This is a genomic window from Corynebacterium aquilae DSM 44791 (genome assembly GCF_001941445.1).
In the GTDB taxonomy this organism is placed as follows: domain Bacteria; phylum Actinomycetota; class Actinomycetes; order Mycobacteriales; family Mycobacteriaceae; genus Corynebacterium; species Corynebacterium aquilae.
The window spans coordinates 1,787,795-1,804,645 of the sequence record NZ_CP009245.1; the positions used below are offsets into that span (position 1 = coordinate 1,787,795).

Here is a 16,851-nt window from a genome sequence, read left to right on the forward strand (position 1 = left end):
GACCCTTTTAACAGCACTTAAGGGGCCTGTCTGTCACCGTTGATTTGGTGGGAGGCAGGCCCCTTTGGGGTTTTGTGGCCGGTGTTTAGTGTTGTGCGACCGTGGTGTGGGTGGTGGCGAATTCGCGGGCGGCTGCCACGAATCGGCCTACTGCTTGCGGGGTGCTGGCGGGGTGCACGTGCAGATAGGATGCGTGCACGGTGGGGCTGACGAAGCCTTCTGCTGCGGGGCTGTTGTCCCAGGCCCGCCAACCCCATGCTGCTGAGAACCCGGGGGCCTGTTGGCAGGTCAAGGCGGTGTGGTGGAATTCGTGGCCGGTGACGCGTTGTCCGGCGGAGTACAACACGCTGTCGCTGAGTGCGACGGCCTCCCGGTAGCCCAGGGTTAGCCGGCGGCCCATCGCTGCGTGGGTGTCGATAACTCCCAGCATGGGGTGTGCGTCCAGTGTTGCGGTCAGCCATAGCAAGCCGGCGCATTCCCCGTGCACGGGGGCACCGGCGGCCACTAGCGCGCGGATCTGCTCGCTTAGATCGGTACGCGCTGCCAGTGCTTCCACGTGTTCTTCGGGGAAGCCTCCCGGGATGATGAGCCCATCGCAGGGCGGCAATGCGTCTAGCAGCGGGTCGAAACGCACCACGTGCGCCCCGGCTGCCGCCAAGAGTTCTTCGTGTTCGGTGTAGGCGAAGGTAAAAGCGGGGCCACCTGCAAGCGCGATGCGGGGCCGATGCGCCTGGGGGTTTTCCATGGCACTGCTGGTTGTTCCCGCACCGATTGGGCAGCATTGTTCGGCGGCGTACTCCCCCAGTGCCGTGGCTGGGTCCCAGGCGGGGCCTTGGTATCCGCAGGATGCCAATTGCATGATGGCGTCCACATCGATGTGTTCTTCTACCAGGTCGGCCATGGTTTCGACCGCGTTGATGGCCTCCGAGCCGTGCTCTGCGGCGGTGACCAATCCTAGGTGTCGGCTGGGGACTTCCACCCCGGTCATGCGTGGCACAGCCCCCAGCACGGGTACTCCCACCGCTTCCACGGCAGCCCGCGCCACCGCCGCGTGCCTTTCGGTACCGACCTTGTTCAAAATGACGCCCGCTACCCGCACGTTGGTGTTGCTGGTCGCAAATCCCCGCACCAAGGCGCCAGCGGATTGGCTCATGCCCCGCACGTCCACCACCAGTACGACCGGGACCTGCAAAATTTCGGCGATCTCGGCGGTGGAGCCGGGGGCGCAGGTGGGGTCGGTGTCCTGTGTGATTCTTCCGTCAAACAGCCCCATGACGCCCTCGATAACTGCGATGTTTGCCCCACGGGAGCCGTGGGCGTAGAGGGGGCCGATGAGTTGTCGTCCGCACATCACGGAGTCGAGGTTTCGGCCCGGGCGCTTGGCGGCGAGGGTGTGGTAGCCGGGGTCGATGTAGTCGGGGCCGACTTTGAAGGGGGCTACGGTGGTGCGGCGCGCGATCGCTGCGATCAGGCCGGTCGCGATCGTGGTTTTGCCGGTGCCGGATGCTGGGGCGGCGATACAGATCGCCGGGGTGGCTGTGGTCACCACTCGATCCCCTTTTGTCCTTTGCGTCCCTGATCCATGGGGTGCTTAATCTTGGTCATCTCTGTTACCAGGTCGGCAACGTCGATGAGCTGCTCCGGGGCGTTACGGCCCGTCATCACCACGTGTTGGGTGCCGGTGCGGTTGGCGAGGGTGGAACACACGTCGTCGATGTCGATCCAGCCCCAGGTCAACGGGTAGGTGAATTCGTCGAGCACGTAGAAGTCGTGGGTGTGGTTTTCGAGGCGTTTTTTCACCTCGAGCCATCCTTCGTGGGCGTCGCGGGCGTGGTCTTCCTCGGAGCCTGCCTTTTTCGCCCAGGACCAGCCCTCACCCATTTTGTGCCATTCCACCGGTCCTCCTTGGCCGGTGGTGTCGTGTAATTCCCCGAGGGTGCGGAAAACGGTTTCTTCGCCGACTTTCCACTTCGGTGATTTCACGAACTGGAAAACCCCAATCTTCATGCCTTGGTTCCAGGCGCGCATGGCCATGCCGAAGGCGGCGGTGGATTTCCCTTTGCCGGGGCCGGTGTGGACTGCGGTGATGGGCAGCATGCGGCGTTGGCGGGTCGTCAGGCCGTCGTCGGGGATGGATGCGGGGTCGAGTTTTCCTTTGGGCATGGGTTAAGGATAAACGAGGTGGGGGTTTTCGCTGCTGTTGTGGTGGCTTTTGGGGCCTAGGCGATGCGAAAAGCGATCATCCCCACCCTGGTGTGGATGGGGATGATGGGTCTTAGGTGGCCTGTTTCTTGTTGCGCATCATGGCCGCTGCGATGATGAAGACCACCAGGCCGATGGCCACATAGTTGGCGATCTTCGCATAGCCCTCAAGCACTGCGACGGCGGGTTCGCCGACGGAGTATCCGAAGTACATGTATCCCGCCAGCCACACGGTAGCGGCGAGGTAGTCGATGAGGAGGAATTTTTTCAGGTTCATGCCTTGCGCGCCGGCCAGCACGAAGACGACGAGTCGGATGGGCAGGGGGATGGGCACGTAGGCGACGAAGATGCCGATCCAGCCCATTTTGTGGGCCCATTTTTCGGCGCGGGCGTAGTTGCGGGCGGCGCGTGGTGATTGGGCGGCGGACATTTCGATCATGCCGCGGCCCCATAGGGCGCCTGCCCACCAGTAGATCCAGTCGAACTTGATGCGGGTCAGTCCGCCGAGCAGCAGGGGCCACAATAGGGGCACTTCGGTACCGACTTTGTGTAGTGCCCCAAGTCCGGCGCCGCCGGTGCTGGAGCCTAGAAGTGCGACCGCCCACGGGAGGCGGGATTCGTCGCCGAGCAGGTAGGCGCGCAGTGGGAGTAGCGCCATGGAGATAAAACCGACGGCGATAAAGGCACCAAAGCACCACAGGTCGGCTTTGGTGGGTTGTTTATTCCAGGGCATCCCGGGCTGGTCCCACCAGGGTTTGTCCTCTTCGCTGGGGGTATCTTCGCTGTTTTTTGTTTCAGCGACTGCGTCAATGTCCTCGGCGCTGGGTGCGATCCCGGAGGTCAGAAGTTCGGAATCGGCCTCGTTGTCGGCCGAGGTGGGTGCGTGGTCACCGTGCAGATTTTCTGGGGTGTCCCGCGGATCTTCTGGGTTACCGGGAGTTGTTGTCATGCCGATAAGGGTACCCGACCGCAACGATGCGGCCGGGTAGTGCCGGGTAGTTCAAGGTGGTGTGTTTTTGGTGTTAGACGGCGTCGATGATGCCGGAGATGGATTCGGCGTTGAGTTCGTCGACTTTGACGTAGGCGCCCACCAGTCCGCGGGCGAGTTCCTTGGCCAACCCCAGGGTGACGCGCCCTGCACGTTCGCAGTCGATGACGAGGCTTCCGGCCAGCCCGCGGCGGGAGATCGTGCTGGCTGCGGTGCGGACCCCGGCGACTCCCGCGTGGGAGGTGTCGCGCCCATCGCTGAGGATGACGAGCATGGCCCGACGCGCGGGCTCCTTGCGGTGTTCCCGCTCGATGAGTTGTTGGGCCATCACCAGGCCTTGCGCCAGTGGGGTGCGCCCACCGGTGTCGGCGTGCGCCATTCTGCGCACCGCAACCTCAATGCTTGAGGTGGGTGGCAAAAGCAGTTCGGGGGCGGCACCGCGTACGGAGATCACGGCCACTTTGTCGCGGCGTTGGTAGGCGTCGCGCAGCATGGAGACCACTGCCCCGGTGACCGCGGATAGGCGGTCCCTGGCGGCCATCGAGCCGGAGGCATCAACGAGGAAAACGATGAGGTTGGATTCGTGCCCACGCCTAAGGCTTCCGCGCAGGTCGCTGGGGCGAAAATCGATCATTTCCCCACTGATGCTGGCGCCACGATCCGCGGCGGCCAGCACGCTGCCGACCACGTTGAGGCCGTGGCCGCCCCGCACGGCGCGCACGGTAGCTCCTTGGGCGGAATAGGCTTTGGAGCGCCGACCCGGTAGTCCTTCCTCGCCGACTCCTGCCCGTCGCAGCAGCCTAGGGGCGAAAGGGGGCGCCGATATCGGCGCGACCTGCCTTCCCGTCCTGGGTGGGCTGCTCATCGGGGGTGTCCTGCGGGGGCTGCAAGTCAGCGTCAGACTGTTCTGGTTGTGGCGGTTGCTGCTCCGCACCGCCGTCGTCTTCGGTGTTTTCGGGCTGCTCGGGGAACTGTTCCTTGGCCTCATCGAGAGCCTGGTCGAGCTGATCCTCGTCAAGTCCGGTGTCATCGAAAGGATCGCGGCGCTTGCGGTGCGGCAAGGCCAACTTGGCGGCTACAGCGATGTCTTCCTCCCCCACGCGCTGCGCGCCACGCCACGCCGCATGCGCGCACGCGGTGCGCGCGATCACCAGGTCGGCGCGCATTCCATCGACATCAAAAGTGGCGCACACGTGGGCAATGCGGGCCAACATCGCGTCGGGGAGTTCCACATCAGGCAACAAGGTGCGGGCCTGTTCCAGCTGTTCGGACAAGGCGCGTTCCTGGTCGGCGTAGTGGGCCGCAAAGGTTTGCGGAGCGGCGTCGAAAGCCAGGCGGCGGCGCATGATCTCGCAGCGCACCTCAACGTCGCGGGATGCCGCTACCTCCACAGCAAGACCAAAGCGGTCCAGCAACTGGGGACGCAACTCCCCTTCCTCGGGGTTCATCGATCCGACGAGCACGAAACGGGCGGGGCTGGTGTGGGAGATGCCATCGCGTTCGATGGTGACCTGGCCGGTGGCGGCCGCATCCAGCAACGCGTCCACCAGGTGGTCAGGCAGGAGATTAACTTCGTCGACGTAGAGGATGCCGCCGTCGGCCTGCGCCAGCAGACCCGGCTTGTATTCGGCGCGGCCGGTGGTGAGCACCGTTTCTACATCCAGGGAACCCACCACGCGGTCTTCAGTAGCGCCGATGGGAAGGTTGACCAGAGGACCGTTCATCAGCGTCGCGAAACCACGGATGGTGGTAGTTTTCGCGGTGCCTTTTTCACCCCGCACTACGACACCACCGATGGTGGGCGAGATCGAATTCAAAATCAGCGCAAGCCTTAAGTCGTCGTGCCCGACGATGGCTGCGAAGGGATAACCGGTCATGGGTTTCGTTTGTGAGGTCACGGTGTCCTAGTGTAGCGATACCTCAGCTAATTGAAACCTTCGCAGGGACAATGCGGGGATTGTTGGGCGCAACAGCACCGCACCCCAGGACACGAGCGCGTCCTGGGGTGCGGTAAGTGTTGATTATGTGATGCCCAATCAACGAAGGCGGGGATGACTAGCCCTCGAGCTTGAGCACCTTTTGGGTGTGTGCCCACACTTCGTCGAACATCTCGCGGTTCGCGGACAGCTGCACACCGTAGGAGGGAACCATTTCCTTGATCTTCGGGCCCCACTCGACCATCTTCTGGCCGAAGCAGCGCTCAAGAACCTCCAGCAGGGCGGCCGGAGCGATGGAAGCGCCCGGGGAAGCACCCAGCAGACCAGCGATGGTGCCTTCGGAGTTGTTGATCAGTGCGGTACCGAACTCCAGGGAACCGAAGCGCGGGCCGACAATCGGCTTGATGACCTGGACGCGCTGGCCGGCGGTGACCAGCTCCCAGTCCTCCGCCTTGGCGGACGGCATGTACTCGCGCAGGGCTTCGACGCGGGCTTCCTCGTCTTTAAGCAGCTCGGTGATGAGGTACTTGGTCAGGCCCATCTCCTGCACACCCACGGCGGCCATGGACATCAGGTTGGTCGGACGCAGGGACTTGGGCAGGTCGAACCAGGAGCCCTGCTTCAAGAACTTCGGGGTCCAGCCGGCGTAGGGGCCGAACAGCAAGCCCTTCTTGCCATCGATCACACGGGTATCCAGGTGCGGCACGCTCATCGGGGGTGCGCCCACGGAAGCCTTGCCGTAAACCTTGGCGCGGTGCTGCTCAACGAGCTCCTCGTTTGTGCAGCGCAGCCACTCACCAGAAACCGGGAAACCACCGTAACCACGGATCTCGGGGATGCCGGCCTTCTGCAGCAGCGGCAGAGCCATGCCGCCGGCGCCCACGAAGACGAAGTTGGCACGAACCACGGACTCATCACCGGTGTGGACGTTGCGGACAACGACCTTCCACTTGGCGCCATCACGCTTGATGTCCTTGACCTCGTGGCCGTAACGAACGGTGGTGCCGCGCTCCTGGCAGCCCTTAATGAACTGCTTGGTCAGTGCACCGTAGTTAATGTCGGTGCCGGCTTCAGTCCAGGAAATCGACACGGGGGTGGTGTCGAAATCGCGGCCCTTGGCCATCAGCGGCAAGAACTCCGCGAACTTCGCGGGATCATCGCTGTACTGCATGTCCGGGAACAGCGGGTGCGGTGCCAGTGCATCGTAGCGGCGCTTGAGGTAGTCCATCTGGTCGCGACCCTGCGCGAAGGACACGTGAGGCACCTGGTTGATGAAGTCGCGGGCATCCGTCAACACGCCCTGCTCCAGCTGGTGTGCCCAGAACTGGCGGGACACCTGGAACTTCTCGTTCACGCCAATAGCCTTGGCGGTCTGAATCTTGCCGTTAACATCCGGGGTGTAGTTCAGCTCGCACAGCGCAGAGTGGCCGGTGCCGGCGTTGTTCCACGGGGAGGAAGACTCCTCTGCCGGGCCATCCAGGCGCTCGAAAATGACCTGGGACCAGTTCGGCTCCAGCTCACCGAGCATTGCGCCCAGGGTTGCGGACATGATGCCCGCACCGATCAGAACGACATCGGCTTCATCAGTCACAGGGTTTTTGGTCGTGGATCCAGTGGTGGAATCAGACACAGTTGTTACTTCCTTACGGATTGCTTTCGCTTCGTCGTGACAGACTTCAGGCTCGCGCCGCCGCCCACCAACAGAAGGCTGCGCGACACGGACTTAAGGAGTCAGTGAACTTCGAGACACCACCCGCCCAACAGCAGCCGGGCACACGGGATAGCTTTGTCCACACGAAGACGCCGCAAGAGCTTCAGGTTTCTTGCGGCAGCCGCAGTCATGCGGAGCGAGTCCCCCATACGGGCAGAGTCTCCTTTGCCCTACCACCCTACTCCCATTCGCCCGGGGGTAGCACCATTTTTGTTGTTTTCACCCAAAATTCCCCCCATCTGCTTTCGCCGCATAGGGCGCTGACGGGCTGTAATCCCCAGTACCGGGTGCGGAACTATCGCCAAACCCCGCCAAATATGCGACGGTCGACACAGCAAGAAAATTACCCCCGCAACTGTGGCAGGGTACACCGAATCATCGGGCGCCAGGATTTTCGACTGCACCACAGCTACCGCCGGGTGGTTTCGGCCTAGACATCTCCCCGGATACCCCGGCGACTGAACCAGACATCCTCAGCAAGATTCGTCCCTGACTCCCAGACAAAACACAGCCATACCCGATAGGTTTGACCCATGAGCGATCTCCACCACATCTCCGCCCAAGATCCCACCGCACTCCCGCCTGCAGCAGGCTCGTCTGTCGCCTGGCCTGCAGGTTTTAGTCTCGATCAGCTGCACTGGGAGGCTGACGAACTCGGTGAGCGTTTCCGCAAAGCCACCATTGACCTCGGCCCCGACCCTGACGGCGAAGGAGAGGTCGTTGCCACCCTCGTCAAATACCTGCCACAGCAAAAGCTCGCCGAGGATGCGCCAACAGCCCTGTGGATCCACGGCATGACCGATTATTTCTTCCACACCCACGTGGCGGAACACCTCGCTTCCCGTGGCATTAACACCATGGCCGTCGATTTGCGTAAATGTGGGCGTTCGCACCGCGCAGGCCAACGCTGGCACCACACCCTCGACCTGTCGAGCTACGACCCGGAACTCAATGTTGCTTTGGCTGCTGCGGGACAACACGGCCCCGTCATCGTGATGGCGCACTCCACCGGCGGGCTGATTGCACCGCTGTGGCTAGATCGCCTACGCCTGCAGTCGGAAGACGATCCAGCGGCCACTTCACTGCTCAATCCGCTTGCTGGCGTCGTGTTGAACTCCCCTTGGCTGGGCATGATGATTCCGAACTGGGCTGAGCGGATGCTGCGCCCCGCGGTACGCACCCTGGGTAAAGCCCGACCCAACATGTTGATGCCCTCGGGCAGTGGAGACCTCACGGCCTACGGAAAATCCCTCCACAAAAACCACAACGGCGAGTGGGATTTCAACCTGGAATACAAACCAGTCAACGGCCAAGAAAAGACTTTTGGCTGGTTACGCGCTGTCATCCTGGGCCAGGACACAATTCATTCCGGCGTTGTGGAATGTCCGGCCCCCACAATGGTGTTGTGTTCTACGAGCTCGTGGTTGAACAAGCCTTATTCGGCCGCCACGGACTGCGCAGATGCGGTTCTGGATGTCGAAGACATCCTCGCCTGGGCGCCCTCCCTCGTGGCCGACGGAAGCAAGGTGGAAATCCACCAGGTTCCCGGCGCGCGCCACGATGTGTTTTTGTCTCAGCAGATCGCGCGAGCTACTGCTTTTAGCAGGCTCGATGACTTCTTAGACGACCTCGAGCTCACGAGTACTTCACGGCACTGAGGTGGTTTTGGCTGGTTTAGGTTTCGCCGTGCGGCGTCTTTCTTAAGCGCTGCAGGGCTAGGCTTCACTGGCCGGGCTGCTTGTGTTGTGTCTTTGGCTCCTAGAATTGGTGCCCATGAGGGTGTCTTTTTCTCACCCGCCGTCAATAACTTCCATCAAAGGATTTTTTCTTCATGACCACTGATACCCAGCATTTCGACATCGTCATCATTGGAACCGGGTCGGGTAACTCGATTCCTGGCCCAGAGTTTGAGGACAAGTCGATTGCCATCATCGAAAAGGGTGTTTTCGGTGGCACGTGCCTCAATGTCGGTTGTATTCCCACGAAGATGTACGTGTACGCCGCGGATGTTGCGCGGGAGATTCAGGAAGCAGCCCGCTACAACTTGCAGGCCACCTATGAGGGCTGTGAGTGGTCCAAGATTGTCGATCGGGTCTTTACTGAGCGCATTGACAAGATTGCGGCTGGTGGTGAGCAGTATCGCCGTGGTAATGAGACTCCGAATATCACGGTGTTTGATGGTCATGCGCGTTTCACTGGCCCGAAGACTGTGAGCACCAAGGATGGCGATAAGGAGGTGTTGGTCTCTGGCGACACGATCATTATTGCCACGGGTGCGCGCCCGACGGTGTTGCCCGTCATTGAGCAGTCGGGGGTGACGTACTACACGAACGAAAATATTTTGCGTTTGCCGCAGTTGCCGTCGTCGATGGTGGTGCTGGGCGGCGGGTTCATTGCCGCTGAGTTCGCGCATGTCTTTTCGTCCCTGGGTGTGGACGTGACGGTGATTAACCGTTCGCCGCGTTTGCTCAAGCACTTGGATGTTGAGGTTTCGGATCGTTTCACCGAGCTTGCTCAGCAGCAGTACACCTGCAAGTTGGGTCGCACCATTGATCAGGCCCGCGATGTTGATGGTGGGGTGGAGTTGGTGCTGGACAATGGGGAGAAGGTTCAGGCTGAGGTGTTGTTGGTCGCCACTGGCCGCACCCCGAATGGTGATCAGATGGATCTGGATAAGGCCGGCATTGAGATGGATGGCCCCCGAATCGTGGTTGATGACTTTGGCCGCACCACGGCCGATGGGGTGTGGGCTTTGGGTGATGTGTCGTCGCCGTATCAGCTCAAGCACGTCGCGAATGCTGAGATGCGTGCGGTCAAGCACAACCTGTTGCATCCTGAGGCGATGAAGAAGATGCCGCATGATCTGGTTCCTGCCGCGATCTTCACGCACCCGCAGATCGCGACTGTCGGTTTGACTGAGCAGGAAGCTCGAGATGCTGGCATTAATGTCACGGTGAAGGTGCAAAATTATGGTGATGTGGCTTTTGGTTGGGCTATGGAGGACACCACTGGTTTTGCGAAGTTGATCGCTGATCGTGACAGTGGTCGTTTGGTGGGTGCGCACATTATTGGCCCGCAGGCGTCGACGCTGATTCAGCAGCTGATCACTGTGATGGCTTTCGATTTGGATGTTCGCAAGGTTGCCTCTGAGCAGTACTGGATCCACCCGGCGTTGCCGGAGTTGATCGAGAACGCCTTGTTGGGTTTGGAGTTCTAGCCCGCACTCCCCTTTTTCGCTTGTGTGCCACGCTGGTTTGTGTTGTGGCACGGTGATTGTTTTTGCAGCTGCGCAGCCCCCGTGAACCTTTGTGTTCGCGGGGGCTGTGTGCTGGGATGGTGGGGGGCGGCGGTGGTTTTGTGTGGGTGTGTGGTCGTCTGTTGTGCCTGTGATGGATACAATGGCGCCTCATGACCTCTACCAGTATCTATCGCGGAAAGCTTGCCCCGACCACTGCAGGCGTTTTGATCGCTGTCATTGCGTGTGCTTTTGACCAGACTGCGGTGACTGCGGTGATGCCGGCTATCACGGATGCTTTGGGGGGCACCAGCGCTTATTCTTTGTCGTTTGTGCTTCCTTTGGCCACGGGTGTGGTGGGGATGGTTTCAGCGGGGCTGCTTACGGATCGTTTCGGGGCGCGTACGTCCATGATGGCTGGCTGTTATACCTTCCTCGTGGGGTTGGTGCTTGCGATGGTCTCCCCTACTATGGCGATTTTTGTGCTCTCGCGGGCTATTCAGGGGCTTGGGGCTGGTGCTGTCATTGTGGCGATCTATTCGGTGATCGGTTTGGCGTATCCGGCGCGGCTTCGCCCGAAGGTGTTTGCGGCGTTTGCTGGGGCGTATGTGTTGCCGAGTTTGGTGGGGCCGGCGTTGGCGGGGGCGATTGCGGAGTTGACCAGCTGGCATGGGGTTTTTGGGCTGGTGATTGTCACCTTGGTGGTGGCGATGCTGTTGTTGTCGAGGGTGCTGCGGACCTTACCGCGGGGTGGTGATAGCGCGCCGCGGAGTAAGCGCCAGGCGGTGGTTGCAGCGGTGTTGGTCGCGTTGTGTGTGGCGGCGATGAATTTTTCTTCTCAGCTGTCGTCTTTGTTGTTTGCTGTCGCTTTGCTGCTGGCGGGTTTGGTGGGCACTTTGTTGGCGGTGCGCCCTTTGGTTCCGGGTCGCAATAGGTTGATGGTGACCCGCGCGTTGATTGACATGTTTTTTGCCGCTGAGATTTATCTGCCGTTGTTGTTGTCGCAGAATTATCATTTGGGGCCGACCTTGACGGGCATGGGGTTGACTGTTGCTGGGGTGACGTGGTTTGGCGCGTCGTGGGCGCAGTCGCGGTTTGGCGGTGCTTTTGCGTTGCAGTCGGTGATGTTGTCGAGTTTCGCGGTGATGGGGGCTGGTACGGCGCTGATGACGGTGTCGGCGGCGTTGGAAACCCATTGGGGTGTAAGTGTTGCGGGGTGGGGTATCGCTGCGGCGGGTATGGGTTTTGTGTATCCGCGGTTGTCGAGTGAGACCCTGGAGCGCGCGGGTGCTTCGAATACTGGTTTCCATGGTTCTGCGCTGCAGGTGATGGGCACGGTGGGTATGACGTCGATGATTTCGATCGCCGGGTTGTTGCAGACCTCGGGTGCGCGTTTCTTTCCCGATTACAAGTTCACTGCCCTGTTTTTGGCGATTACTGCGGTCACGGTGCCGCTGGTGGCGTTGTGGTCGCCGAAAAGTCCCTGGGGGCCGGGCCGGGGTTGATGCCGGCAGGGTTGGCTGGGGTTAGGCGCCGAGCAGCGGGGTGACGTAGTCGGCGACGCTGTCGACGACGACGTCGGTGTGTTTTTTCACGTCCTCGGGTGAGTGCGTGAGGCTGGCGCTGTGGTCGGCCCACTGGTGCATGGGGATGTCGTTGTAGTTGTCGCCGATGGTGCGGGTCAGTGTGGGTGGGGTGGGCAGTGTTTCGATGACGCGGTCAAGGCCTTTGGCTTTGGTGCAGCCGGGTGGGGCGATGTCGAGGAAGTCGAGGTTTTTGTGGACGTCGATGGCGTCGCCGTAGCGCTGGTTGAGTGCCGCGTGGAGATCGTCGATGCCGTAGCCTTCGGCGCTGGGGTGTTGTTCGTTGCTGGGCAGCCATAGGGGCAGCCCGGTGATGATGTTTTCGCCGATGCGTCCGGTTCCTTCGGCGGCGTAAAGGTCGAACAGTTCTGTGCTATGCCCGGGCCCGACGTTGGAAAAGAGGATGGAGTCGCGGGTGTCGAGGAAGGTTCCGCAGGCGGCAACTTGGGGCCATTGGCGGATGAAGTTGAGGATGTCTTGGGCGATGTCGGTGTCGAGGGGTTGGGTGTAGATCGGGGTGTAGTGGGCGTCGGTGACGACGGCGCCGCTGCACATGACGAGGTAGTCGACGTCGAGGTGTTGTTGGTGGAGCAGGTCGCGGGTGAGGTTGAGGGAGCGGCCGGTGGCGATCGCCAGTGTTGCGCCGCGCTGGCGCCAGCTGTTCAGGGCGGTTTTGTCGGCGCTGTTGATGTGGTGGTGGAACACGAGGGTGCCGTCGAGGTCGCTGGCTAGCAGTTGACCGGCGATGTCGGTGGGGGCTTGGGTGGTCATGGCGTGGGGGTGCGTCCTGTGGTGGTCTGGGTGCGGGTGCGGTAGGTGCGGATATTGTCAAGAAGGGCGTCGATGTCGACGTGTTGTTCCCAGGCGTCGGCGATGGCGTCGAGTTGTGCCATGCGGGCGTCGTTGAAGCTGGTGTTGGGGCTGACGATGAAGGTGTCGCCTTTACCACAGTGGGTGGCGATGTCGCGGAGGAAGGCGCGGCGGAAGGCGTCGTTTTCCAATTGTCCGTGGCGGTGGGTGCCGTAGAGTGCGCCGCGGCGGTTTCCTTCCTCACCGATCCAGGGTTTTTCGGTGGTGCGGCTGACTTGTCCGTGGTGGACTTCGTAGGCGCCGTCGTCGTGCCGGATGAGGGTTTTGGTGGGGTGGAAGACGATGTCGGTGTCGAAGATGCCGAGCGCGGGCACGGGGGTGTGCGGGGTGTCGCTGAGGTGCTCAACGTCGTCGGTGATGGTGGCGCACATCATTTGGTAGCCGCCGCAGATGCCGAGGACGGGGCGGCCGGTGGCGGCCCGGTCGGTGATGACCTCGGCTAGTCCGGTGTCTATCAACCATTGCAGGTCGCTGATGGTGGATTTGGAGCCGGGGATGATGACGAGGTCGGCGGTGGCGACGTGGTCGGGGTCGGTGGCCCAGCTGACGGTGACGCCGGGTTCGCAGGCGAGCGCTTCGATGTCGGTGGCGTTGGAGACGCGGGGTAGTCGGATGGCTGCCACGGTCAGCCGGCTTGTGCCGAGGGCGGTGGTGGGTGGGCCCAGGGGTGCGCCGACGATGGATTGGAGGGAGTCTTCGGCGTCGATCCACAGCCCCGGGATAAAGGGGAATACGCCGATGGTGGGTACTCCGGTGCGTTGGCGCAGCTCGTCGAGTCCGGGGGTGAGGATGCTTTCGTCCCCGCGGAATTTGTTGATGATGAAGCCTTGGATTCTGGCGGCGTCTGTGGGGTCGACGATGTGGTAGGTGCCGTAGAGGTGGGCGAGTACTCCCCCACGGTCGATATCGCCGATGATGTAGACGGGGAGGTTGGCGGCTTCGGCGAGTCCGAAGTTGGCGACATCGGTGTCGCGCAGGTTGGTTTCGGCGGGGGATCCGGCGCCTTCGACGACGACGAGGTCGTAGTCTTGTTCGAGTTGTTTTAAGGCCTGGGCGGCCGTGTTGCGCAGGTGGGTGCGGTGTTCGACGTAGCTGCGGGCGCTGACGTTTCCTTGGGCTTGGCCGAGGACGACGAGTTGGCTGGTGCGGTCGGATCCGGGTTTGAGCAGGATGGGGTTGAATTCGACGCGGGGTTGCAGTCCGCAGGCGGCCGCTTGGAGGGCTTGGGCGCGCCCGATTTCGCCGCCGCTGGGGCACACGGCGGAATTGTTGGACATGTTTTGGGCTTTGAAGGGGGCCACGGATAGTCCCCTGCGGGTCAGGGCGCGGCATAGTCCGGCGGCGAGGATGGATTTTCCGGCGTCGCTGGTGGTTCCGGCGAGAAGCACTGCGGTCACAGGGGGTCCTTGGGTGCAGGTGGGGTGTGGGGTGGGTGGGAAAAACTCCCGCGGGTGCGTTGTGGGGTGCGGGGCGGGAGTTGTGGGGGTTGTGAAGGGTTGGCGCCTAGTCGATGGTGGGCAGGGTGAGGATTTCGTTGCCGTCGTCGGTGATGACGATGGTGTGCTCGAATTGGGCGGTGAATTTTTTATCGCGGTTGACGACGGTCCAGCCGTCGTCCCAGATGTCGTAGTCGAGACCGCCGAGGTTGATCATCGGTTCGATGGTCAGGGTCATGCCCGGTTCGAGGATGTCGGTGTAGGCGTCGGAGTCGTAGTGCAGGACGACGAGGCCGTTGTGAAAGGTGGGGCCGACGCCGTGGCCGGTGAAGTCGGTGACGACGTTGTAGCCAAAGCGTTTGGCGTAGACCTCGATGACGCGGCCGATGACGTTGATTTCGCGGCCGGGTTTGGCGGCGCGGATGCCACGCATGGTGGCTTCTTTGGTGCGTTCGACCAGCAGGCGGTGTTCTTCGCTGACGTTGCCGGCGAGGAAGGTGGCGTTGGTGTCGCCGTGGACGCCGTGGATATAGGCGGTGACGTCGATGTTGACGATGTCGCCGTCTTCGATGACGGTGCTGTCGGGGATGCCGTGGCAGACGACTTCGTTGAGGCTGGTGCAGCAGGATTTGCTAAAGCCGCGGTAGCCGAGGGTGGAGGGGTAGGCGCCGTGGTCGCACAGGTAGGTGTGGACGATGTCGTCGAGGTGGTCGGTGGTGACACCGGGGGCTACTTCTTTGCCGGCCAGCTGCAGCGCGTTGGCGGCGATTTCGCTGGCGACGCGCATTTTTTCGATGGTTTCGGGGGTTTGGATGTAGGGCTCCCCCATGGCTTCCTGGACGGTGTCTTTCCAGGCGTATTCGGGCCGTTCGATGTGTGCGGGGACTTCGCGGATGGGGGTGGGGGTGCCGGGGGTCAGGGGGGCGCGTGTAGTCATAACGCCCCATCATAATCCTGTTGTGGCGAAGGCTTTTGGTGGGCGGGTTATAGCGGGGTGGTGGCTTATTCGACCGGGGTGGTGTTTTCGTCGAGGGTGCGCAGGAAGTGGTCGGTGATGGCGACGGCGGATTCGGAGCCCCCGCCGAGCACGATGAGGGTGGCGAAGGCCATGTCGCCGCGGTAGCCGACGAACCAGGCGTGGGAGCCACCGGAGATTTCGGCTTCGCCGGTTTTGCCGAAGATTTCGCCTTGGGCTTGCATGCCGCGGGCGGTGCCGCTGGTGACGACTGCCCGCATCATGGCGCGGAGTTCTTCGATGGCGTGTGCGCTGGGCGGGTCGACTTTTTCGCTGACGGTGGTGGTGTGCCCGCTGATGAGGGTCGGTGTGGGGGTGTGCCCGGCGGCGGCGGTGGCGGCGGCGAGCGCCATGCCGAAGGGGCTGGCGAGGTCTTTGCCTTGGCCGAAGCCGGCCTCGGTGCGGTCGACGAGTTCCTCGCCTTGGGGCACGGATCCGGTCATGCTGTTGATGCCGGGGATGTCGTAGTCCAGGCCGACGCCGAATTGTTTGGCGGTGGCTTGGAGTTGGCCGGGTTCGAGTTTGGAGGAGATGTCGGCGAAGGTGGTGTTGCAGGAGGCGGCGAAGGCGGATTGGAGGGGCACGTTGCCTTTGGAAAAGCCGTTGTAGTTGGTGACGATGCGGTGGCCGATGTCCATGGTGCCGGGGCAGGGCACGATGGATTGGTTGCTGAGGTCTTGGTGTTCAACGCCGGCGGTGGCGGTGATCATTTTGAAGGTGGAGCCCGGCGGGTATTGGCCGGACATGGCGACATCACCGTCGCCGTCGGCGGCGGGAGTTTGCGCGACTGCCATGATGTCGCCGGTGGAGGGTTTGATGACGACCATCATGGCTTTCATTTCGCGCCGCAAATCGACGGCTTTTTGGGCGGCGTCTTGGACGTTTTTGTCTAGGGATACCCGGATGGCGGGGGCGGGTTGGGGGTCGTGGCGGGTGAGCACTTCGAGCTGGGCCCCATTGTTGTTGGCGGCGATCACCTGCCAGCCTTTGGCGCCCTCCACTTCGTCGTGGACGATGTTTTCCACCCGGCTCATGATCTCCGGGGCGAAAGACGGGTCGGTGTTGATCATGCCGGCCTCCGGGTTAACGCGAATGCCGGGAAAATCCTGCAGCTGCTCTTTGATGGGCAGATATTGCGCTTCGGTGAGCATGGCAACGGAGATCGGATAGGAGGCCCCGTTTGCTTGATCCATCAGTTTCTTCGCGTCGACCAGGCCGACCCGGTCGTCGGCGGCGTGCACCTGCTGAATCGCAGTGGCGATGCGGGCAGCGGCGGCGCGCACCGCAGCACTGTTGGTGGCGGCGGGGTCGATGAGGATGCGGTAGTAGGTGCCGGGGGCGAGGATTTCTGCCCCGTCGGCGCTGAGCACCCCGGCTTTCGGCGGGGTGATGGCGCGCAGCTCCATGTGCTGATTCGCACCCAACCCCGGGTAGAGCACGCTGGGCTGCCAGCGGATGACCCAGCCTTTCGGGGTGCGGGACAGCATCATGGAGTTGTCGTAATCCCACACGCGCTGCCGCGGAAAGCTCCACTTCATGGAGTATTCGGCGGTGGCGTTGTCACCGCTGATGGTGGCTTTGTCGACTTCCCCGCTGAAACCATCGGCCTGCAGCCCCTCATAGGAGGCGGTCAAGTCGGCCAGCGCCGCGGAGCGGGAATCGGTCAGTTCTGCTGCGGCCTGAAAATCCTTCGCCGCCACCGCGTCCAAAAATTCCTGCACCACCGGCTGCGGCAGGTCGGGCTTGGGGGTGCACGCCACCAGGCCTAGGCCCGCGAGGGCGGCGACGCTGAGCACACTGACCACGGTTTTCATGCGCACAACTGTAACAGTGCCCAGGGATGGTTTTGTTAAGGCGCACCGGCTGCCCACCAC

The 16,851-nt window shown here is 62.2% G+C and carries 13 protein-coding genes; 3 read left to right on the forward strand and 10 right to left on the reverse strand.

What is annotated here, in order from left to right:
• Positions 1–85: 85 nt before the first annotated feature.
• The 6 genes from CAQU_RS07560 to mqo form a co-directional block, all read right to left on the reverse strand.
• Entirely contained in the window at positions 86–1,546 is a 1,461-nt protein-coding gene (locus CAQU_RS07560; protein ID WP_075728543.1) for a cobyrinic acid a,c-diamide synthase CobB, read from the reverse strand.
• Positions 1,543–2,163 (reverse strand): cob(I)yrinic acid a,c-diamide adenosyltransferase, encoded by a 621-nt coding sequence (cobO, locus tag CAQU_RS07565; protein ID WP_075726601.1) that lies wholly within the window; start codon positions 2,161–2,163, stop codon positions 1,543–1,545. The genes CAQU_RS07560 and cobO overlap by 4 nt, the downstream gene beginning before the upstream one ends.
• Positions 2,164–2,275: 112 nt before the next feature.
• Entirely contained in the window at positions 2,276–3,151 is an 876-nt protein-coding gene (locus CAQU_RS07570; protein ID WP_084562902.1) for a DedA family protein, read from the reverse strand.
• A gap of 73 nt (positions 3,152–3,224) precedes the next feature.
• Positions 3,225–3,989 (reverse strand): vWA domain-containing protein, encoded by a 765-nt coding sequence (locus CAQU_RS07575; protein WP_075728547.1) that lies wholly within the window; start codon positions 3,987–3,989, stop codon positions 3,225–3,227.
• Position 3,990: 1 nt separating this feature from the next.
• On the reverse strand, positions 3,991–5,067 hold the full coding sequence (locus tag CAQU_RS07580) for a magnesium chelatase ATPase subunit I (RefSeq protein ID WP_075726603.1): 1,077 nt from the start codon (positions 5,065–5,067) through the stop codon (positions 3,991–3,993).
• 178 nt (positions 5,068–5,245) lie between these two features.
• On the reverse strand, positions 5,246–6,757 hold the full coding sequence (gene mqo, locus CAQU_RS07585; RefSeq protein WP_075726605.1) for a malate dehydrogenase (quinone): 1,512 nt from the start codon (positions 6,755–6,757) through the stop codon (positions 5,246–5,248).
• Between the two features lie 614 nt (positions 6,758–7,371).
• Here mqo and CAQU_RS07590 point away from each other — a divergent pair.
• The 3 genes from CAQU_RS07590 (at position 7,372) to CAQU_RS07600 (ending at position 11,578) form a co-directional block, all read left to right on the forward strand.
• A complete protein-coding gene (locus CAQU_RS07590) occupies positions 7,372–8,496 on the forward strand; it encodes an alpha/beta hydrolase (RefSeq protein ID WP_084562908.1) in 1,125 nt (374 codons plus the stop codon).
• A 173-nt stretch (positions 8,497–8,669) separates the two neighbouring features.
• Positions 8,670–10,055, forward strand: coding sequence for a mycothione reductase (mtr, locus tag CAQU_RS07595; protein ID WP_075726607.1), 1,386 nt, complete (start codon positions 8,670–8,672; stop codon positions 10,053–10,055).
• A gap of 191 nt (positions 10,056–10,246) precedes the next feature.
• The gene (locus tag CAQU_RS07600) at positions 10,247–11,578 is read left to right on the forward strand and encodes an MFS transporter (protein ID WP_075726609.1); all 1,332 of its coding nucleotides are present in this window, start codon (positions 10,247–10,249) and stop codon (positions 11,576–11,578) included.
• A gap of 21 nt (positions 11,579–11,599) precedes the next feature.
• On the opposite strand, the gene CAQU_RS07605 is transcribed toward CAQU_RS07600, so the two are convergent.
• From CAQU_RS07605 to CAQU_RS07620, 4 genes are all read right to left on the reverse strand, one after another.
• Positions 11,600–12,427, reverse strand: coding sequence for an HAD hydrolase family protein (locus tag CAQU_RS07605; RefSeq protein WP_075726611.1), 828 nt, complete (start codon positions 12,425–12,427; stop codon positions 11,600–11,602).
• The gene (locus CAQU_RS07610; protein ID WP_075726613.1) at positions 12,424–13,923 is read right to left on the reverse strand and encodes a cobyric acid synthase; all 1,500 of its coding nucleotides are present in this window, start codon (positions 13,921–13,923) and stop codon (positions 12,424–12,426) included. The genes CAQU_RS07605 and CAQU_RS07610 overlap by 4 nt, the downstream gene beginning before the upstream one ends.
• 106 nt (positions 13,924–14,029) lie before the next feature.
• A complete protein-coding gene (gene map, locus CAQU_RS07615; RefSeq protein WP_075726615.1) occupies positions 14,030–14,899 on the reverse strand; it encodes a type I methionyl aminopeptidase in 870 nt (289 codons plus the stop codon).
• A gap of 65 nt (positions 14,900–14,964) precedes the next feature.
• A complete protein-coding gene (locus CAQU_RS07620; RefSeq protein WP_075726617.1) occupies positions 14,965–16,791 on the reverse strand; it encodes a penicillin-binding transpeptidase domain-containing protein in 1,827 nt (608 codons plus the stop codon).
• Positions 16,792–16,851: the final 60 nt, after the last annotated feature.